General features: G+C 55.7%; 17 protein-coding genes. 14 read left to right on the forward strand and 3 right to left on the reverse strand.

Annotation, left to right across the window (positions count from 1 at the left end):
• The first annotated feature begins 50 nt into the window (after positions 1 to 50).
• From ACTU44_RS17520 to ACTU44_RS17575, 12 genes are all read left to right on the forward strand, one after another.
• Positions 51 to 1,001: a LysR family transcriptional regulator gene (locus tag ACTU44_RS17520; RefSeq protein ID WP_462096086.1), complete on the forward strand. Its 951-nt coding sequence runs from the start codon at positions 51 to 53 to the stop codon at positions 999 to 1,001.
• A gap of 79 nt (positions 1,002 to 1,080) precedes the next feature.
• Positions 1,081 to 2,358, forward strand: a complete 1,278-nt coding sequence (locus ACTU44_RS17525) for an MFS transporter (RefSeq protein ID WP_258548725.1) — start codon at positions 1,081 to 1,083, stop codon at positions 2,356 to 2,358.
• 207 nt (positions 2,359 to 2,565) lie between these two features.
• Positions 2,566 to 3,177, forward strand: coding sequence for a pyridoxamine 5'-phosphate oxidase family protein (locus ACTU44_RS17530; RefSeq protein ID WP_114098680.1), 612 nt, complete (start codon positions 2,566 to 2,568; stop codon positions 3,175 to 3,177).
• A gap of 91 nt (positions 3,178 to 3,268) precedes the next feature.
• A complete protein-coding gene (gene greB / locus ACTU44_RS17535; protein WP_114098617.1) occupies positions 3,269 to 3,748 on the forward strand; it encodes a transcription elongation factor GreB in 480 nt (159 codons plus the stop codon).
• A gap of 304 nt (positions 3,749 to 4,052) precedes the next feature.
• The gene (locus tag ACTU44_RS17540; RefSeq protein ID WP_114098616.1) at positions 4,053 to 4,616 is read left to right on the forward strand and encodes a cupin domain-containing protein; all 564 of its coding nucleotides are present in this window, start codon (positions 4,053 to 4,055) and stop codon (positions 4,614 to 4,616) included.
• 243 nt (positions 4,617 to 4,859) lie between these two features.
• Positions 4,860 to 6,032 (forward strand): branched-chain amino acid ABC transporter substrate-binding protein, encoded by a 1,173-nt coding sequence (locus ACTU44_RS17545; protein WP_114098615.1) that lies wholly within the window; start codon positions 4,860 to 4,862, stop codon positions 6,030 to 6,032.
• 105 nt (positions 6,033 to 6,137) lie between these two features.
• The gene (locus ACTU44_RS17550; protein WP_220150318.1) at positions 6,138 to 7,058 is read left to right on the forward strand and encodes a branched-chain amino acid ABC transporter permease; all 921 of its coding nucleotides are present in this window, start codon (positions 6,138 to 6,140) and stop codon (positions 7,056 to 7,058) included.
• 3 nt (positions 7,059 to 7,061) lie between these two features.
• Complete coding sequence (locus tag ACTU44_RS17555; protein WP_114098614.1) at positions 7,062 to 8,213, forward strand: branched-chain amino acid ABC transporter permease; 1,152 nt, start codon at positions 7,062 to 7,064, stop codon at positions 8,211 to 8,213.
• Between the two features lies 1 nt (position 8,214).
• Positions 8,215 to 9,000, forward strand: coding sequence for an ABC transporter ATP-binding protein (locus ACTU44_RS17560; protein WP_114098613.1), 786 nt, complete (start codon positions 8,215 to 8,217; stop codon positions 8,998 to 9,000).
• A gap of 2 nt (positions 9,001 to 9,002) precedes the next feature.
• Positions 9,003 to 9,719 carry an ABC transporter ATP-binding protein gene (locus ACTU44_RS17565; protein ID WP_114098612.1) on the forward strand — a complete coding sequence of 239 codons (717 nt, stop codon included), beginning with the start codon at positions 9,003 to 9,005 and terminating at the stop codon, positions 9,717 to 9,719.
• A 47-nt stretch (positions 9,720 to 9,766) separates the two neighbouring features.
• On the forward strand, positions 9,767 to 10,900 hold the full coding sequence (locus tag ACTU44_RS17570) for a M20 family metallopeptidase (protein WP_220150317.1): 1,134 nt from the start codon (positions 9,767 to 9,769) through the stop codon (positions 10,898 to 10,900).
• Positions 10,897 to 12,180, forward strand: coding sequence for an amidase (locus ACTU44_RS17575; protein WP_114098611.1), 1,284 nt, complete (start codon positions 10,897 to 10,899; stop codon positions 12,178 to 12,180). The genes ACTU44_RS17570 and ACTU44_RS17575 overlap by 4 nt, the downstream gene beginning before the upstream one ends.
• Before the next feature lie 14 nt (positions 12,181 to 12,194).
• Here the strand turns inward: ACTU44_RS17575 and hrpB are convergent, their stop codons facing one another.
• Positions 12,195 to 14,702, reverse strand: a complete 2,508-nt coding sequence (gene hrpB, locus ACTU44_RS17580) for an ATP-dependent helicase HrpB (protein ID WP_114098610.1) — start codon at positions 14,700 to 14,702, stop codon at positions 12,195 to 12,197.
• A gap of 260 nt (positions 14,703 to 14,962) precedes the next feature.
• On the opposite strand from hrpB, the gene ACTU44_RS17585 reads away from it, so the two are divergent.
• A complete protein-coding gene (locus ACTU44_RS17585; protein WP_114098609.1) occupies positions 14,963 to 15,361 on the forward strand; it encodes an EF-hand domain-containing protein in 399 nt (132 codons plus the stop codon).
• 21 nt (positions 15,362 to 15,382) lie between these two features.
• Here the strand turns inward: ACTU44_RS17585 and ACTU44_RS17590 are convergent, their stop codons facing one another.
• Complete coding sequence (locus ACTU44_RS17590; RefSeq protein ID WP_114098608.1) at positions 15,383 to 16,735, reverse strand: prenyltransferase/squalene oxidase repeat-containing protein; 1,353 nt, start codon at positions 16,733 to 16,735, stop codon at positions 15,383 to 15,385.
• A complete protein-coding gene (locus ACTU44_RS17595) occupies positions 16,728 to 17,819 on the reverse strand; it encodes an O-antigen ligase domain-containing protein (RefSeq protein WP_258548724.1) in 1,092 nt (363 codons plus the stop codon). Before ACTU44_RS17595 ends, ACTU44_RS17590 begins: the two co-directional genes overlap by 8 nt.
• Positions 17,820 to 17,926: 107 nt before the next feature.
• On the opposite strand from ACTU44_RS17595, the gene ACTU44_RS17600 reads away from it, so the two are divergent.
• Positions 17,927 to 19,261 (forward strand): O-antigen ligase family protein, encoded by a 1,335-nt coding sequence (locus ACTU44_RS17600; protein WP_114098607.1) that lies wholly within the window; start codon positions 17,927 to 17,929, stop codon positions 19,259 to 19,261.
• The last annotated feature ends 228 nt before the right edge of the window (positions 19,262 to 19,489 follow it).

Here is a 19,489-nt window from a genome sequence, read left to right on the forward strand (position 1 = left end):
CGTCTTGAAATGTCTGACACTGTCCTGATCCCTGACAGATCAGGACACGGATGATGGATACCCGCGAACTCGAAGCCCTGATTGCCGTCGCAGATGCGCAATCCTTTCACGGTGCCGCCGACAAGCTTGGCCTGACACAGCCCGCCGTGACACGCCGCATTCAGCGTCTTGAAGACCGTATTGGCACATCGCTGTTTGACCGGTCGACCAAACCGTTGCAACCAACCCCTGCCGGTCACCGCGCACTTACCGAGGCCCGAGATCTTTTGCGCCGCCTTGACGGGTTTACCGACGCCATTTCCGGCGATACCAGACGACAGGGCCCCTTCCGGCTTGGCGTCAGTCATGGTTCGGCACCGCTTCTGACCGCACCGGAACTGCGCGAACTTCATCAATCCTTTCCCGATATATCGCTGTCCATCAAAAGCGGCTGGTCAAGTGAACTTCTACCGCTTCTGCGACGTGGCGAGATTGATGCCATGCTTTCGCTTGATGGCCCCAATGGCATTGTCGGCGGCATTCAGACCCGCGACCTTCCGGCAAGTCTGGTCCCTCAAAGGCTGCTGGATGATCATATTGTTGCCATCGGTCCGAAATCGGCCCGCCATCACCCGACAAGCATTACCGAACTTGCCAGACATCCGATGGTCCTGATGCCCGAAGGCTGTACTTTCCGTGCCCTTGGCAATGCCTGGGCGCGCAAGAATGGTGTCGAATTCAATTCCGTGCTTGAAGTCTCCGCCCTTGAATTGCAGATCGAAATGGTCGCGGCCGGGGCCGGATATGGCATCATGGCACGGCGCTTTTGCATGCATAGCCCGGCCAGCGATCGCATCCGGATCCTTGATATTCCCGGCATGAACTGGGATATGGCCATCACCCTGATCCGGCGCACCTCAAGCGGTGATCTTAATGATATCATTGATAAAATCGGAGATATCGTGATCCGGGCTGGCGAAATGTCAAACCCCGATCATGCGCAAATGTTATCAGCATCATAATTCGAATGAATTGGACGCATGACCGCAATGCGCCCACTATCGCCACCAACATACTCATTCCCCTTGCGGAGGAACATTCATGAGCCCCACCCAAAATGCCGGCAGCTCATCCGGCACCCCCAGCCCGACGCGTCTGGCGTTGTTGCGGGCAACCAAATGGTTCCCCTGGCTGGTTCTGCTTTGCGGTTGCCTTGTCCTGTCGCTGAACCTTGGTGTGCGTCAGTCACTTGGCCTGTTTATTCCCGACATGCTCAATGATACCGGCTGGACGGCAGCGACCTTTGGTCTTGCCTTTGCCATTCAGAACCTGATGTGGGGGATATCTGCCCCGATCGCCGGTGCGCTTGCCGACCGGTTTGGCACCACCCGGACCCTGATCGGTGGCTCCATCCTGTATGGTCTTGGCCTTTACATGATGGGCACATCATCAACCCCCGGCGAGTTGCACCTGACGGCTGGCTTCCTGATTGGCACAGGTGTCGGTGCGACCAGCTTCCCGGTTATTCTGGCCGCAATCAGCCGTGTTTTCAGCCCCGAACGCCGCAGCTTTGCCCTTGGTCTTGCATCGGCGGGCGGTTCGGTTGGTCAGTTTGTCATGGCCCCGACCGCACAGGCCCTTAACGGATCGCTTGGCTATGTCGCGACCCTTGGCATTCTTGCCGCCATTTCGATGCTGATTGTGCCTGCTGCCTTTGCCCTGACTGGCAAGGCCGAGGGCAACAGCCCGACCGCCACCCCCGATCTGGGTCCACAGGGCCTTGCCGCAGCCTTTCACGAGGCACGCAAACATCGCGGCTTCCTGCTTTTGAATGCAGGGTTCTTTGTCTGCGGTTTCCACATTGCCGTGATTGCCACCCACCTTCCGACCTTTACCGAGCTTTGCGGCCTGCCGCGTTCGGTGGCGGCCGAGGGTCTGGCACTGGTTGGCCTGTTTAACATCTTTGGCACGCTGACGGCGGGCTGGGCTGGCGGCAAGTGGCGCAAGAAGAATGGTCTGTCCTTCATCTACGGGATGCGGGCGCTGGTCATTATTGTCTTTATCTTCTCGCCAAAGACATCGGAAACCATCTTGCTGTTTTCGGCATCGATGGGCGCCCTTTGGCTGTCGACCGTCCCGCTGACCAGTGGCCTGATCGCACAGGTATTTGGGCCGCGCTACATGGCCACCCTGTTTGGCATTGTCATGCTGTCCCATCAAGTTGGTGCGTTCTTTGGCGCATGGATGGGCGGGATTGTCTATGACCTGACCGGCAATTTCGATGCCGTCTGGTGGACCTCAGTCGGGCTTGGCATCTTTGCGGCCCTTGTCCATATGCCCATTGATGACAAGGAACTGCGCACGGCCAAGGCGGCCTGATCGGGCATTCCGAACAATCACGATTTTGACGGGCAGCGACAAGGCATTCTTGTCGCTGCTTTTTTATGCGTTCATTGCATTGCTCACCGGCAAAATATTTTCACCTTTTACTGGATGAATTCAGGGTTGGTCTGTTGTCAGGGTGGCTTTGGCTAGGCACTGTTGCAACCGGTTTTCTGCGATCTGAAAAGCAAAAAGGAAGCAACGATGTCGTCACCGGACACGCCCCGTTCTGAAATCCTGGCGCACTATCCCGAAGTCGGAGCACGGGCCAAGGCCAAAGAACTTCAAAAGCTTGACATCCACTGCAAGAAGTTCATTTCCCTGTCGCCGTTTTGCATCCTGTCAACCGCGACACCCAGTGCCGAACCTGATCTTAGTCCACGCGGCGGATTGCCGGGCTTTGTCCATGTCAAAGATGATAATACGCTGGTCCTGCCCGATCGCCCCGGCAACAACCGGTTGGACAATCTGGGAAACCTTGCCCAAAACCCGCAGGTTGCACTGCTTTTCATGATCCCCGGCGTCAATGAAACCTTGCGCATTCGCGGGACGATCAAGATCGTCACCGACCCTGACTTCTGCGCCGAATTTACCGAACGCGATACAGCTCCGCGTTCGGTCCTTGCCATCACCGTCACCTGTGCCTTTTTGCATTGTGCCAAGGCGTTCATGCGCTCCGAACTTTGGTCAGCCGATGCCCGCATTGACCGTGCCGAACTTCCCACCATGGGACAGATGCTTAAAGACCAGATGAACAGCGAAGGCCCCAACGAAACGCAATCGGAAATGGAAGCCCGTTACCGCCAAAGTCTTTAGGTCATTGCGATCGTCCATCAATTGCCCGGCCTGATTTGCCGGGGTTTGATTGCATCTTTCCGAAGAGAGCAAGTTGGGTTAAAACCCGCGCATGGACAGACCGATTTACATCACGCCCGAGGGTCTTGCGACGCTGCGCGCCGAACTTGATCACCTTTGGAAAAAGGAACGCCCCGAAGTGGTTGCCGTTGTGCATTGGGCGGCGGGCAATGGTGATCGTTCGGAAAATGGCGATTACATCTATGGCAAACGACGCCTGCGCGAGATTGACCGTCGCGTAAGATATCTGCGCAAGCGGATCGAGGATGCCGTTGTTGTCCGCCCCGAAGAACAGCCCGATCATTCGCGCATCTTCTTTGGGGCCACTGTCACCTATGTAAATTCCCGCGACGAGGAAAAAACCATCCGCATCGTCGGCGAGGACGAGGCCGACAGCCTCAATGGCAAGATCAGCTGGATTTCCCCGGTCGCGCGCGCATTGATGAAGGCCACGGTCGGCGATGTTGTCACCTTCCGCACCCCGGCGGGCGAGGACGAACTCGAAGTCCTTGAAATCAGCTACCCGGGCTAGTTGGTGACAGGATCGAACCTCGGCAATCTGCCTGTCAAACGCGAAACAACGGGATTTCTTGCAAAAGTTGCACTACCCCCGGCAACTCCGCGCAGTCAGATAACTGATTTCGCGGGGTAAACAGCGCACCAGCTGGCAGAAAGAACAGACGACAAGAAACAATTTCTCGTCAGAAGCCTTGCGCAATGATCCAAATCGCGCTCATGATTAGCGACATACAGTTCAAATTTTAAAACAGATCGTTTCCCGGAAATAATTCATTTCTGGCGAGCCAGTACGATATAAAAACGACCGGAATTTAAAAATGAGTGATCCTACATTCTCGATTGGCACGAAACTGCGCCATGCACGCAAGATCAAAGGCATGCGACTTTGCGATCTCGCCGATCAGGTAGAATGCTCGGAAGGCTTTCTGTCCAAACTGGAAAATGACAGGGTCAAACCATCACTCCAGCTTCTACACAGGATTGTCGCTGTCCTTGAAACATCGATCAGCAACCTGTTTAGCGAAAGCAACGACAGCATTGTGTCGCGCGCTGGAACACGACAAGTTCTTCATACCAGTAACATTCGCCCCGGCGAAGGTGTCGGCCTTGAAACACTGGTTTCCCCATCCGCCGGTCATTTGCTGTTTGGCGCGATCCATATTGTCCGTGCCGGTGGCGGCAGTTCGGGCACCATCGTCCATGAAGGCGAAGAACTTGGTTATGTGCTTGAAGGGGAGCTCGATCTGAATGTCGATGGTGTCGAATATCACCTGATGCCAGGCGACTCATTCTTTTTCCCGTCACGAATGCCGCACGGCTATCGCAATCCGACCGATAAGGAAACCAGGGTTTTGTGGGTGAACACACCGCCAACCTTCTAGTTTTCATGCTCTAAGTAAAACTACTTTCTTATTGGTCAAGTCACTTGACCAATAAGAAAGACTTGGTCAGTATGCCTCTGCTGGCTAAGTCGGAATTCCACCGTACACAAGGTGGCCGGGTCATAAGACCCAGGTTCGGGAAGGAACATAAATCTCGCATCGATATGGCTGGCGAAACCTCCGGAGTCCGAATTCGGCTCCGTATGAGTTGTTTTCCAAAAAGCCAACAGGGGGCTTATCTTGATGAACATTCTACGCAAATCGACCGTTTCTGCGATTGCACTGACGATGGCACTGACGGTTGGTGCCGGCATCGCCGATGCAAAAGACAAAGTAAAAGTTGCCTTCATTGGCCCGCTGACCGGTGGCGTATCGGCAATCGGTGTTGGCGGTCGTAACTCGGCAGAGCTTGCTGTTCAGCTCCGTAACGCAGACCCGGATGCCAAGTACGAATATGAACTAGTTGCGATGGATTCCGAATGCAAACCGAACGTCGGCGTTCAGGTTGCAACCAAAGTTGCCGCTGACAGATCGATTATCGGCCTTGTTGGCCACTATTGCTCGGCTGTGGCGATGGGCGCTGTTGACATCTATCACAAATTCAACCTGCCGATGTCGGTGTGGGGTGCTGTTCTTCCCGATGTCACCTATGGCAACGATTACAAAGAAATCCATCGCGTGAACGGCACGATGATCAACCAGAACGATGTCGCAGCAAAGTTCATGGCTGAACAGGGTTATAAAACCTGGGTCATCATTCACGACACGACCGATTACGGCAAAGGCCACAACAAATACTTCTCCGAGTATCTGACCCAGAATGGCGGCGAAATCCTTGCTGATTTCGGTGTTCCGGCTGACCAGCAGGACTTCACTGCCGAGCTGACCAAAGCCAAACAGCTGAACCCGGATGTCATCTATTTCGGTGGTCTGGTTCCGCTTGGCGTCCGCGTGCGTTCGCAGATGGAAAAGCTTGGCATCAGCGCACAGTTCCAGGGCGTATCGGGTATCAAGTCTGATGCCTTCATCGAAGGCGTTGGCACCGAACTTTCCGAAGGCGTTGTCAGCTTCCTTGAAGGTGCACCGGTGGACAAACTTCCGGGTGGCCAGTACTTTACCGAGAAATACAAAGCAGCCGGTTTTGCCGAAGACGAAGAAGCCTATGGCCCGTTCGCCTTTGCTGCAATGAGCCTGATCCTTGATGGTATCGAGGAAGTCGGTCCGAACCGCAAAAAACTGACCAAATACCTTGGCGACATTCAGGGTCATGACTCGATCGTTGGTAAAATCTCGTTTGATGATCACGGTCAGAACACCGTTGCCGCCATCACCAAATATGTCGTCCAGGACGGCAAATGGGTGGTCTGGGAAGACAGCGAATACGCAACCGGCGCCCGTAAACTTGCTGGCAAATAAGCCGGTCTGATGCGGCCCTTCCTGTCCGGTTTTTCGGGCAGGAAGGGGCTCATTGCATTTCTCGCAAGCAATTTAAATCAATCAAAACAAAAAGGTAGGTTGGCCATGGATGTGGGCCTTCTCGGTCAGTTTGTTGTTAACGGCATGATGCTTGGCATGATGTATGCCCTTGTCGCTGTTGGCTTCACACTGTTTTTCGGTGTGCTTGATGTCATCAAGTTCTCCCATGGTGATGTCTTGATGGTCGGTACTTTCGCAGGTTTCTCGACCTATCTCGGCATGACTGCGATCGGGATCGACAACGCTTTCATTCAGTTGATCGGTGTTCTGGTTATCTCCATCGGATCGATGGCCATTCTCGGTGCTGTCATTGCCCGCTATCTGGTGCTTCCGCTGAAATCGGCACCGCCACTTAATACCCTGCTGGTTACGTTGATGCTGGGCACGGTTCTGCGCGAAGCCATCCGTCTGTTTTACCCGGACGGCTCGAACCCGAAACACTTCCCGGCCCTTCTGCCGACCGATTCATGGTCACTGGGGTCCTTCACCCTGCGTTCCGACAGCGTCATCCTGCTGGTCGGTGGCCTTCTGGTGATTGTCGGCGTCAATATGCTGATCAACCGTACCCGTCTTGGTCTGGCAATCCGTGCTGTGGCCCAGGACGAAGAAACCGCCAAATGCATGGGCATCAATTTCAAAATGATTGTGCTTCTGACCTTTGCGCTGGGTTCGGGTGTGGCGGCCTTTGCCGGTGTCATGAACGGCCTTTACTACAATGAAATCAACTTCGGCATGGGCCTGTTGCTTGGTGTTATCGGCTTTAGTGCGGCCATCGTTGGCGGCCTTGGCAACATCTATGGCGCCATTCTTGGCGGTTTCCTGTTTGCCGGATTGCAGACCCTTGGTGCCGTCGCCCTGCCCTTTGCCAGTGCGTACAAAGACGTTTTCGCGTTTGCAGTTGTTATTGCCATCATCGCCTGGCGTCCAACCGGCCTGATCGCCGAAAAAACGAGCGAAAGGGTCTGATCGATGACGCAATCGTTAAAAGACAAACTTGTCATCATTCTTCTGGCCGCTGTGATTGCTGCCTTTTCGATCACCTTCATCGCCATTGAAGAACAGGTCGAAATCTTTGCCCTGCTGGTATTTGCCGCTGCACTGGTTCTTGGCGGTGCCAAACTTGGCATCACCGCCTCCATCGCGCAAAGCCTGGCGCGGAATGAACGGCTGATGAACTTTGCCTTCATCGCGGCAACCATTGCCGTTGTTTTCTGGTTCCGCGAAGATCACTTCCCGCTTCTGATGATCGCGACTGTCCTTTTGTATGTGATTGCCTGTTGCGGCCTGAACATTCAGTTCGGCTTCACCGGTGTTGTGAACTTTGCCGGGGCGGCATTCTTTGGGGTGGGTTGCTATACCGCAGCTGTGCTTGGCGATACATCCGTGCCGCTGCTGCTTGTCATCCTGCTTGGCGGCATCATTGCAGCCATTGTCGGATCGGTGCTGATTATTCCGGTTCTGCGTACACGCGGCCATTATGCCGCCGTTGTCACCATCGCCTTTGGTCTTTTGTTCCGTACCTTCCTTGAGGTCAACGACACGCTTGGCGGCCCGCAAGGGCTGGGCGTTTCGGGCATGAACCTGTTTGGCTGGGACTTTAACAACAACATCGAAATCAGCGAAAACCTCGAAATCTCGTTCTATATGAACTACGTGGTTTTGGCGCTGATTATGGTGGTTCTGACCTTTGTTCTGATGCGTCGTATTGAACGGTCATGGATCGGGTTGAATTTCGATGCGGTTCGTCTTGATGAAACCGCTGCGGCCTGCTTTGGCATCAATATCAAACGCTGGAAAATTGTTGCCTTTACCCTTGGCAACTTCCTGGCCGGAACGGCTGGTGCGCTGTACGCCATGATGCTTGGCTTTATTGCGCCGTCGAACTTTGCGTTCTCGGACTCACTGATCCTTGTTTCCATCGTGTTGCTCGGCGGGATGGGAAGCCTGTGGGGCACGATCCTTGCCGCCGGTCTTGTCGTTCTGCTGCCTGAAAAGCTTCAGGTCATTCAGGAATACCGGTTCCTGATCTATGCGGTCGTGATGATCCTGATCCTGCTGTTCCGTCCGCAGGGCATCCTTCCGCGTGGTTTGCGCGCATATATTCCAGGCTGGAGAGGTTGATATGGCCCAGCAACAAGAAACCGTACTGACCTTTCGCGGACTGACCCGGCGTTTCGGCGGCGTGATTGCGCTTAACAAGTTCGACATGGAACTTACCAATGGCCAGATCCTTGGCCTTATCGGGCCGAACGGATCGGGCAAGACAACGTCGTTTAACGTGCTGACCGGCATCTATGAAGCCAATGGCGGCAGCATCGAATTTCTCGGACAGGACATCACAAGCTGGCCTGCCCAGAAAGTCTACGAAGCCGGGGTTGCCCGCACGTTCCAGCGTTCGCGCCTGTGTCTTGAATTGTCGATCTTTGACAACATCATGATCGGCAACCACAAGCGCCTTAATCAGGGCCTGCTGTTCAATATCTTCCAGCGCAAGGCCCTTAAGGAACAGATCCAGGAAAATCACGAAGAAGCCCGCAAGCTTCTGAAGATTTTTGATCCTGCACTGGCCGAGAAGATGTTCGATCCGGTCGGAAGCCTGCGCATGATTGACCGTCGCCGTATCGAAATTTGCCGCGCCCTGATCAGTCATCCGCGTCTGTTGCTTCTTGATGAACCTTCGGCGGGCATGACCCACGAAGAAACCCGCGAATTGATGGATGACATTCTTGAAGTCCGCGAAATGATCGATGGCCTGTCCATCATTCTGGTCGAACATGAAATGGGCATGATCGAACGCGTGACAGACAAATGCATTGTCCTGAATTTCGGTCAGAAAATTTGTGAAGGTGCGTATCGTGACGTCGCCTCGGACAAGCTTGTCCAGGAAGCCTATCTGGGGGGAGAATAATCATGGCCACTGCAAGTGCACTTGAAGTCAGGGACATCTACGCGGCCTATGATTCCGCCGATGTTCTCGAAGGCGTATCGCTTAAGGTCCCGGCAGGCAAAATCACCTGCCTGCTGGGATCAAACGGTGCCGGGAAATCCACCATCATTCGCGCCATTCTTGGCCTGACGCCACCGCGTGCCGGCGACATTCTGATTGATGGTCAAAGTCTGGTCGGGCTTCCGACCCACAAGATCATTTCAGCGGGCATTGCCTGTATCCCCGAAGGCCGCAAGGTTTTCCCGAAAATGACGGTTGTCGATAACCTCCGTCTTGGCGGATATCAGGAAAATACCGAAGCCGTCCTGAAAGATCGCATGGATCAGGTGTTCGAAATTTTCCCGCGCCTTAAGGAACGCCGCAATCAGCTGGCCGGAACGATGTCGGGCGGTGAACAGGCAATGGTGTCCATCGGGCGCGGCCTGATGGCGGCCCCCAAGGTCCTGTTGATTGACGAGCCGTCTCTGGGCTTGTCGCCGCTGTTTGTCAAAGAAAACTTCAACATCATCAAGCGGATCAACGATCAGGGCATCACAGTGTTCCTTGTCGAACAGAATGTGCATCAAACACTGGCCATTGCCCATTACGGCTACGTGATGTCGCAGGGACGTGTTGTCGCCGAAGGAACGGCACAGGAACTGTCCGAAAACAAGGAAGTCCACGAGGCCTATTTCGGCTAGTCACCGAAACACGCTTCTGAAAATATCAGGAACACAGGGGATAAAACGTGCCCAACACCAAAATTGATGCGGTCGAACTGACCCGTCAACTCATCCGGTTTGAAACCGTCAATCCGGTCAATCCTGAAAAGGATTGCGTCGAATATGTCGGCAAGCTGCTGGCAGAAAATGGTTTTGACATTTCCTATCATGACTTCGCACCGGGTCGAACCAACCTGATTGCGCGGATCGGCGGGTCAGAAACCTGTCCCCCGATATGCTTTACCGGTCATCTTGATACCGTCCCGCTTGGTCATACCGAATGGTCCATGGCGCCGTTTGGTGCCGACATTGCCGATGGCAAACTTTATGGTCGCGGATCAAGCGACATGAAATCGGGCGTCGCCGCCTTTGTCGCCGCCGTGATTGAAATTGCGCCTGATCTGGCCAAGGGTCCCGGTGTGGTTCTTCTGATAACGGCGGGCGAAGAAACCGGCTGCGAGGGTGCTGCCTATATCGCCGGACTTGGCGATGTGATTGGCAAGTCCGGTGCCATCGTCGTTGCCGAACCGACATCAAACTACCCCTATGTCGGGCACAAGGGAGCGCTTTGGATGAAAGCCACGACCGACGGTGTCACCGCGCACGGTTCGATGCCCGAACTTGGCGTCAATGCCATTTACAAGGCATCGCGCGCGATCACCAAGCTCGAAGACTATGACTTCAACGTCGCCCGTCATCCGGTGATGGGGCCCGCGACCTTGAATGTTGGGACGGTTGATGGCGGCATTAACGTCAACTCCGTCCCCAACCGTGCGGAAATCGGCATTGATGTGCGCACCATCCCCGGTCAGGATAACGAGGTCATTCTTGAACAGCTGGCCTCCTATCTGGGCGACGAGGTGACATTGACCCCGACGGTCAATCTTGAACCGGTCTGGACATCGCCGGATGATCCGTGGATGCAGTCAGTGTTCGAGGTGGTCGCACCGCTTCATGACGGCCCGATTGAAAACAGGACTGCGGCCTATTTTACCGATGCGTCGATTTTCACCCGTGCCTATGACTTTGCCCCAACCGTCATTCTTGGCCCGGGCGAAGCCGCCATGGCCCACCAGACCGACGAGTTTTGCTATGTCTCGCGGATCGAAGAAGCCGTCGGTATCTATCGTGCGCTGGCTGAAAACTGGAACAATCAATGATGTCACAGCCAAACAGATTGTCGCTTCTTGAAGCGGCCAGCGCACTTTCGGACGGTAAACTGACCGCTGAAACGCTTTTGGCATCCTGCCTTGAACGCATTTCCGAACGTGAAGGGGATGTTGGTGCCTGGATGCATATCAATGCCGACAGCGCCAAGGCACAGGCAAGCGCCCCTGCCGCCAAGACCACCACTGGCCCGCTTTCGGGTCTTCCGATCGGGATCAAGGATCTGATTGATACCGTCGACATGCCGACCGGGTATGGATCACCGATCTATGAAGGTCATCAACCGGCACAGGACGCAGCCTGCGTTGCGACCATCCGCAATGCCGGTGGCATTGTCCTTGGTAAAACCGTCTCGACGGAATTTGCCTATTTCCAGCCGGGAAAAACCGCCAATCCCAACGATCTGACCAGAACTCCGGGCGGATCATCAAGCGGCTCGGCGGCCGCAGTTGCCGATTATCATGTTCCGGCAGCACTCGGCACCCAGACCGCCGGTTCGATTATCCGTCCTGCATCCTATTGCGGGGTTGTTGGCTATAAACCCAGTTACGGTTTCTTGCCGTTAACCGGCATCCGTCCCCTCGCGCCATCGATGGATCACCTCGGGGTTATGACCCGGACGGTGAAGGATGCCGGTTTCCTTGCCGCGATCCTTGGACGACGCCCCGAACTTGATATCAGCAACCAGTCCGGCGACTTCGTTCCGACAATCGGGTTTTGCCAGACGCCGCAATGGGATGCGGCCGACGCAACCACCCAGTCACTGATCGAAGATGCCGCAACCAGACTTGGGAAAGCCGGTGCGAAGGTTTCCAACTTCACCCTGCCCGACATCTTTGCAACGCTTGCCAGCGCCCATGGCATTGCGATGGATTATGAGGTCAGCTTTACCGGCCTTTATGATGTTTCAAACCACCCCGATCAGGCCAGCGCAAAGTTCCGCGAACGGTTTGATGCCGGGATGAATGTTCTGACATCTGATTATGACAAGGCACTTGATCAGGCAAAACTAAGCCGCACCGCCCTTTCCGATGCCATGGGGGATTATGATATCCTGATCTGCCCAAGCGCCCCGGGCGAAGCACCGGTTGGCCTCAACGCCACGGGTGATCCGGTGTTTAACCGTATCTGGACGTTCTCGGGCGTGCCTTGCATCAACGTTCCGGGTCTGTCTGGCCCGAACAATATGCCGGTTGGCTTGCAGGTGATTGGTCGCTTTGGTGATGATGCCCGCATGCTCAAGGCAGCCGACTGGATTTCCCGTCATCTTTGATTTCGGACAGGAACCTACATCCGGCTTTTAACCCGGCGTGTGGGTTCCGCCTGAAGCGGATCATCGGGCCAGTAATGTTTGGGATAGCGTCCCTTCATCTCGGCTTTGACCTGCGCATAGGATCCGTTCCAGAAACCCACCAGATCACTTGTGACCTGTATCGGGCGCTGGGCCGGGGATAGCAGATGCAGGGTCACGGCAACCTTGCCTCCGGCGACCTTTGGCGTTTCGGTCGCGCCGAACATTTCCTGCATGCGCACCGGCAGGGCCGGTTTTTCACCGCTATAATCAATGCGGATGTTTGATCCGGTCGGCACTTGCCAATGGGTGGGCGCAAGGCGGTCCAGTTCCTGTCGCTGGTTCCAGTCAATCCCGGCCAGCAATGCCTCGGACAGATTGATCTGTTTAAGCTGCCCGCGCTTGGTAATGCCGGTCAAATAGGGTGCAATCCAAGTTTCAAGCGATCCCAGCAACCCGTCATCAGACACATCAGGCCAGTGATCGCCATCCACCCGATGCAGGAAGGATAACCGTTCACGCAGACCTTCTGATGCCTTGTCCCAAGGCAGGCAATGCAGACCGATCTTGCGGATACCTTCGATCATCGCCGTTGCAATCGCATCGGGATCGGCTTCGTCATGGGTGGCTTTTTCATCAAGCACCAATGCCCCGATCCGGCGCTGCCAGCGAGCCTGCACGGCGTCTGATTGGGTATCCCAGAAAACCTCTGTGCCTTCGGAAATCTGATCGGCGAAATGTGTTTCAAGAGTTGCCCGCGCCACCGGGGCGGCAAGGTAAATTCTGGCCTCGCGCGCCTGCCCGTCCAGTTCGGCCACCGCGATATAGGCCTCATTCGCAAGGCTGTCTTCATTGGGTAAAACGCCCCCGCGCCCACCTGACAGGCGATAGCGCGCATCGGCCCCCTTGCGCCGTTCGCCAATCCGGTCGGGATAGGCAAAGGCCAGAAGCAACCCGACCTCATCCGCGCGATCAACCTTTGTGCCTTCACCTTTGGGAAGGTTTGCCTGATGCACCACATCAGAAAGCCTGCGTGCAAGTTGCTTGGCGGCCTCGCTGATCATTTTGGGGGCATGACCGCGCAGGATGGCCTCAATCCGCAACCTTAAATCCGCCCCGCGCCCGCGCATGAAATCCCGATCCGAAAGCAGTGCCGCCAAGGCACAGGCAATCTGGTCAAGCCCCAAGGCCGCGCCGCGCAACATCATATGCGCCAGTCTGGGATGGACCGGGATCCCCGCCATTGCCGTTCCCATGGCGGTGATGCGGTTGTCAGTATCAATCGCCTCAAGCCCGCGCAGGATATCGCGCGCCTGATCAATCTTGGCGGCTTCGGGTACATCAAGCCAGGGCAGGCTTTTGGGATCCGTTACCCCCCAGCGCGCAAGTTCAAGGGTCAGCGGGGCCAGATCGGCCTCGGCAATTTCGGGCGCGGTAAAGGGCGCACGGGCGCGCTGTTCATTTTCCGCCCACAGGCGATAACAAATACCGGGCTCCAGTCGTCCGGCACGACCGCGGCGCTGTTCGGCACTTGCCTGCGATGATTTGACCGTGATCAGCCGGGTCATGCCCGATGCCGGATCAAAACGCGGCAGGCGTTGCAACCCGCTATCGACCACGACGCGAATACCATCAATGGTCAGCGACGTTTCGGCAATCGCGGTTGCCAGCACCACCTTGCGCTTGCCTTCTGATGCCGGCTGGATCGCGATATCCTGTGCCTTGGCATCCATTGCGCCATAAAGCGGGGCGATGATGGTATCGCTGCCAACCACTTCTTTTAATGCCGCCTCGACCCTTGTGATTTCGCCCTGTCCGGGCAGGAAGGCAAGGATCGATCCGCTTTCTTCGCGAAGGGCGGTTTTGATCGCCGCCGTCATTTCCGCGTCAATGCGGATATTGCCCCATTTATCGGGCTTGGGCGGGAAATAGCGGGTTTCGACCGGGAAGGCGCGCCCCTCGGACGTAATCACCGGGCAGTCGCCCATAAGCGTTGCAATCGGCCCGCCATCAAGGGTTGCCGACATCACCACAATGCGCAGATCATCGCGCAGTGCCCCTTGGGTTTCCAGCGCCAAGGCCAATCCAAGATCGGCATCAAGGGATCGTTCGTGAAACTCGTCAAACAGGATCGCGCCAATGCCCGAAAGTTCCGGGTCATCCTGAATCATCCGGACCAGAATACCCTCGGTCACGACCTCGATTTTGGTCCTGGCCGATATCTTGCTGTCAAAGCGAACGCGATAGCCCACCCGCTCGCCAACCCCCTCGCCCAGAAGCTGCGCCATGCGGCGCGCAGCCGCCCGGGCGGCGAGCCTGCGGGGTTCAAGCATGATGATCTTCTGATCGCCACGCCACCCGGCATCCAGCAACGCCAAGGGCACCTTGGTCGTCTTGCCTGCGCCCGGCGGAGCTTGCAAAACCGCATTGGTTCCCGTTTCCAGCGCCGCGCAAAATTCGGGCAGGACGGCATCAATCGGAAGGGCCGGGAATGCAGAGGTCATGTGATCTTTCGATATTGAACGGACGACATCGTTGCTCTGCCTAGCAATATCCCTGTGCTGTTGTTTGGCGCAAGCGCTCAGTTACATCGATATTTCACCAGATCCCTGATCCTTGCCCTTTGATCGGCCTCAATGCGGCCCGATGTCATACCGTGATAGGCTCTCCTTGTTGGTTTAGGCAGATGCCTGTTCTCTCATTTCATATCAGTGCTCAGGCAGCTTGCAGGAAAACACCCCAGCCCAGAAACCGGAGACGATCGATGAAGAACATTCTCGCAGTAACCGTATTTAGTTTGGCACTTGCAGGCTCTATTGGTCTGGCAAATGCACAACAAGGCTCGCCGATGATGAAACAGCCCGGACAGGGCATGATGCAAGGTGGTCAGGGTCCTATGCAGGGTCAGGGAATGATGCAAGGACAAGGTTATGGCAATATGGCCTATTCCTGTAACGGCATGCCGGGTGCCGGAATGATGATGGGATCTGGCATGATGGCGGGCAGGATGCATGGGCCCGACATGATGATCGTCATGATGGACACCAACGGTGATGGCAGCCTGTCACTCGAAGAATTTCAGGCCATCCATGCCCGGATGTTCAAACATCTTGATGCCAATGGTGATGGTCAGTTGACCAGTGACGAGATGTCGCAACGCTGACAGTCCACACACTGCCCCGCTTTATGCGCCTGAACGCGCAATCCGAAGAATGATCCCGCGTTCTCCGCCAATCCGTTGCAGGGTTTTCATCCCGCGCGTCAGGCCATAAAGCGCTTCCATCTCGCCTGTGTTTTTCATGCGCGCGGCTTCGTCCCGCGTAATGGCATAAAGCGTGCAAAAGGCGTCTTCGGACAGGTTGCGCAATGCCGCTTCCTTGTCCGCCCTGTCCGGATCGGGATGGGGAAATGAAAGTGCTGCGTTTGGATCAAGCGTTGGCATGGGCGTGTCTTGCTGTTTCAATGCCATTCTTTCTATCACGATCGAAAGGGCCCAGACCATCCAGGCTTGCGTCCAGCGCAGATAGTTTTGCCGATCAACCCCAAACCGTCCGATCCCGGCATGAAACACATCGCGCGCCGGATCAAAAAGCATCTGCACCGCCCAATGTGCCAGCCTGACCGCATCGACCACCTCACCAAACCGGCACAGGCCTGCCATCGCCTGCGCCACCGCATGAGCATCAAGATAACCATCCTTGCTGGCAAAGCTTCTGGGAATACCGTCCGGATCAAAGCAGTTGCTACGATAAAACTGCCAGCCACGTGCGATCACGCCATCCAGCCCGCCAATCTCCGCCCCTTCAACGCCAGTCGTCCGAAACCGGTCAAGCAGATCAAGGATGTAGCCGGTATGAAAGCCATCGACAAAACCATGATGCCCGCGCGTGCCATAGGCCCAGCTGCCATCATCGCATTGCGCGTTGATGACGCGCACCAAGGCGCGCCGGGATTTTTCATTTCCGGGCAGAATGCGATTTAACGCAAAGGCCGCCCATAGGCTGGCATTGTAAATTTCGCTCGCATCATGATCAAAATAGGCGAAATAGCCATCGCGCCAAAGATCACGTGCAATGAATTCCCCCGCCCGGATCAGGGCTGCATGGTCTGGCGTCATGCCGCCTGCCAGCAATCCATCAATCACAAAACTTGTGACAATCGCATTGCTTTGATGACGTCTGGCGTAAAAGGCCCGCGCTTGCCATTCAAACGGATATCCCCACCCGCCATCGGCATTTTGCATCGCGATCAATTGCCCGGAAAAATCACCAAGCCGGACACCACCCGCACCACCATTCAGCAGTGCCAGCGTTTTGGGATTCATCATCGGCGGGATCATGGCAAACCGTCGCAAGACACCCGGTCCGCGCTTGATCGCCTGCAACCAGATCAGACGGGCAATTCGAAACCGTCCAAGACCCGATACCTGGAATAATCGACTTTCAAGCCCGTCAAACGGATCGGCACCGGCAAAATCCGCTTGCCGCATGCGTGCCAGAACCCGGTCCCGAACATTGATCAGAACGGCCCTATTCACGCGGTCCTCCTGTGTGTGCGGCAATCCCCGATGCAATTGCCGCACACATCAGATAGTGCCCGTAATTCAGACTGTTATCGGTCACCATCGTCACAAATACCGAAATCAGGATACAGACCGATAACCGCACCTGACGCACCGACCAGATCATCATTCCCCATGCCCAAAGCCACAAAATGGCCCCAACCATCCCGGTTTCAAACAGGATACGGAAATGATCATTATGAAGTGCGCCAAATGAGGCAAATGACGATGATCCCGACAGGATTTCCTCAACCGATCCGGCCCCGAAACCAAGCCATTGCCGCGATGGCGGACCATCACGCCAGAGATCGGCAAACTCCTGCCAGAAAACCAGCCTTCCACTGTCATGGGTCATCAAAAGACGTGGCAGATACTGCGCGATCAATGCCGCCATGATCCCAAGACCTGTGACCCCGACCAGCACGGTCACGGCCCGTCCGAACCTTATCCCGCCGACCAGATTGATCAGCATCGCAATCACCGCAATCCGCGTCTGGCTCAGCAAAATGGTGATGGCCGCAACCCCGCCTGCCCATCGGCCACCCGGCAACGCCATGACCGAGCAAAGCGCAAAGAACCCCAGAAGCAGGAATGCGTGATTAAGCCGAAACCCTTCATGGGTCAGATAAAAGGAGCTTGAAAGAACAAGATAAAGTGCGAGTGATGGCACAAGAATACGCAAACAATCACGCCCGATCACATATCCCGCAGCAAGCCCGACCGGCAACATCATCAGATTGCCCGCAAGACGGATTTTCTCACCCGGACTGCCATCCCCCAGCCCGATCAAACCGATCAGGGCACAAAGGATCAAACCACCCACCAGCCCGGCCGGTTTGAAATGCAGATTGCGACCATACGCTGCCAGCATCATGACCCAGAAAATCAGCAGGATCAGCTTGGCCATCATTCCGCCCGCGCCCAGCAGCCACAGCGATGCGATCATCACAGCGTTGCCAGCAATCACCAGCCACAGTGGCAAGACCTGCGATGCAACGACGTCAACAAGACGTGTTTTTACATCCCCGCGCCCGGCCAGGGAATAAGGCCTGCCTGTCATATTGCACCTCGGCACACAGTCCCTGCTTCTGTTGATTGGCGCGCGACAGGCAAGCAAATCTTCGCTAGACTGAACCCCTTGTTTTCAAAGCAGATTGGCACGGCCTGATGCATCGTCTGGCGCAATTTTGCCTGATCGCACAGATTATCCTCGCCCCGGTAATGCTGGGCGGAGCACGGCCATGGGCGATGGCGATCCTGTCGATCCTGACCGGCATTGGATTGCTTGCCATGATCGCGGCGGCGCGCAATCTGATCCTGCGCCGTTACGTGCTTTATGTCTGGATACTTGTGGCAGGACTGATCGGCTGGTCTGTCCTGCAATCCATGCCAGTCTGGCCCATTCAACCCTTCCCGTTCGAGGCACCTTATATCGCGCTTTACCCGGGTGGCTGGATTGACCTGTCGGCCCGTTTGATCTGGCTTGCCGGAACGATCACGCTTGGATCGCTGATCGCGCAACTCCATCCCGGTCACTGGCAGATTATTGTTGGCAAGGCTGTTATTGCATCCTGCTGCCTGCAACTGATCCTTGCCACAGGCAATGCAGCTTTTGACTGGCAGACCACCTTCTGGTTTGTCAAAACCGCCCATATCGGGGACTGGACCGGAAGCTTTGCCAATCGCAATGCCTTTGGCATATTGATGGCAACCGGAACGATGACCTGTTTGTGGTTCTTTGTCCGGTATCCGGATCAATCGACGGGCAAGCGGCTTGATCAGTCGGGCAGTTATCTGGCACTGGCCATCCTGTTCACCGCCGCCCTGATCCAGAGCCATTCGCGCAGTGCGATTTTGGCGATCATTATCGCAACCATCCTTTTCGTTACCCTGTGCAGTTCCAGACAATCCGGTCTTGCCCGCCTTCGACGATTTTTCGCTGCAACAGCCGGTGCCGTAATTGTTCTTGCCCTTGTTGCTTCTGCCGAACCCGAATTGTTTATGCGCTTTGCCGATCTTGGCCGGCTTGATCTGATCCAGCGCGATGATGCCGGGCTGACGGCCATACATGCCATCGCCGAACGCCCGATCACCGGATATGGCGCAAACAGTATTCCCCTTGTGATGGCTCATGTCGCGACACCGGATTTAAATACCAATGCCCACTGGTTTAGCAGCCACAATCTGTGGCTTGACGGGGCGATTATGTTCGGGATTCCGGTAACTATCGCCGTTGCTTTATCGCTGATTGCAGCAATTTTTTTCATTCTCCGCAATGCCGCAAACCGGCCAAACCGGGCATTTGGGGCGGCTTTGATTTCCATTGCGCTGATCGGATCATTCTCGGACTGGGTCATCTCGCTTCCCGCCCTTATTCTGCCAATGGTGGCAATGTGGGTGGCGGGCCTTGAAGGCCGTCTTGTATCGCCTTTCGAATTTCCCGAACGCGCCTATCACGCGGCGCAATCGCCACTGCCTGATCAAGCAACCCTGCGCCAGTGACAAGATCAGGCGTTTTTCCGGACATTCTGGCCACCGCCAAAAGTGACAGCAATACCGGGTCAAATGGTGCGGATTGCAGTTGATCCTGTGTCATGCGTTCCATCTGGCGCGGATCACCCGACGCAACCGCGTACCGCATATCTTGTGCGCGGGCAGCCGCCCCCATGCCATCGCCGTTGCGCCATCCTGCGGCAACCTGATCAACTGTCTGAAACGCGGCGATTTCCG

The sequence above is a fragment of the Thalassospira sp. SM2505 genome (assembly GCF_054901115.1).

Bases quoted from the DNA above. Each gene is read 5' to 3' on its own strand.
- ACTU44_RS17530 (WP_114098680.1), top strand. From the start codon at position 2,566: ATGTCGTCACCGGACACGCCCCGTTCTGAAATCCTGGCGCACTATCCC.
- ACTU44_RS17540 (WP_114098616.1), top strand. From the start codon at position 4,053: ATGAGTGATCCTACATTCTCGATTGGCACGAAACTGCGCCATGCACGC.
- ACTU44_RS17595 (WP_258548724.1), bottom strand. From the start codon at position 17,819: ATGACAGGCAGGCCTTATTCCCTGGCCGGGCGCGGGGATGTAAAAACA.
- ACTU44_RS17600 (WP_114098607.1), top strand. From the start codon at position 17,927: ATGCATCGTCTGGCGCAATTTTGCCTGATCGCACAGATTATCCTCGCC.
- ACTU44_RS17520 (WP_462096086.1), top strand. From the start codon at position 51: ATGATGGATACCCGCGAACTCGAAGCCCTGATTGCCGTCGCAGATGCG.
- ACTU44_RS17555 (WP_114098614.1), top strand. From the start codon at position 7,062: ATGACGCAATCGTTAAAAGACAAACTTGTCATCATTCTTCTGGCCGCT.
- ACTU44_RS17545 (WP_114098615.1), top strand. From the start codon at position 4,860: ATGAACATTCTACGCAAATCGACCGTTTCTGCGATTGCACTGACGATG.
- hrpB (WP_114098610.1), bottom strand. From the start codon at position 14,702: ATGACCTCTGCATTCCCGGCCCTTCCGATTGATGCCGTCCTGCCCGAA.
- ACTU44_RS17525 (WP_258548725.1), top strand. From the start codon at position 1,081: ATGAGCCCCACCCAAAATGCCGGCAGCTCATCCGGCACCCCCAGCCCG.
- ACTU44_RS17550 (WP_220150318.1), top strand. From the start codon at position 6,138: ATGGATGTGGGCCTTCTCGGTCAGTTTGTTGTTAACGGCATGATGCTT.
- greB (WP_114098617.1), top strand. From the start codon at position 3,269: ATGGACAGACCGATTTACATCACGCCCGAGGGTCTTGCGACGCTGCGC.
- ACTU44_RS17575 (WP_114098611.1), top strand. From the start codon at position 10,897: ATGATGTCACAGCCAAACAGATTGTCGCTTCTTGAAGCGGCCAGCGCA.
- ACTU44_RS17560 (WP_114098613.1), top strand. From the start codon at position 8,215: ATGGCCCAGCAACAAGAAACCGTACTGACCTTTCGCGGACTGACCCGG.
- ACTU44_RS17565 (WP_114098612.1), top strand. From the start codon at position 9,003: ATGGCCACTGCAAGTGCACTTGAAGTCAGGGACATCTACGCGGCCTAT.
- ACTU44_RS17585 (WP_114098609.1), top strand. From the start codon at position 14,963: ATGAAGAACATTCTCGCAGTAACCGTATTTAGTTTGGCACTTGCAGGC.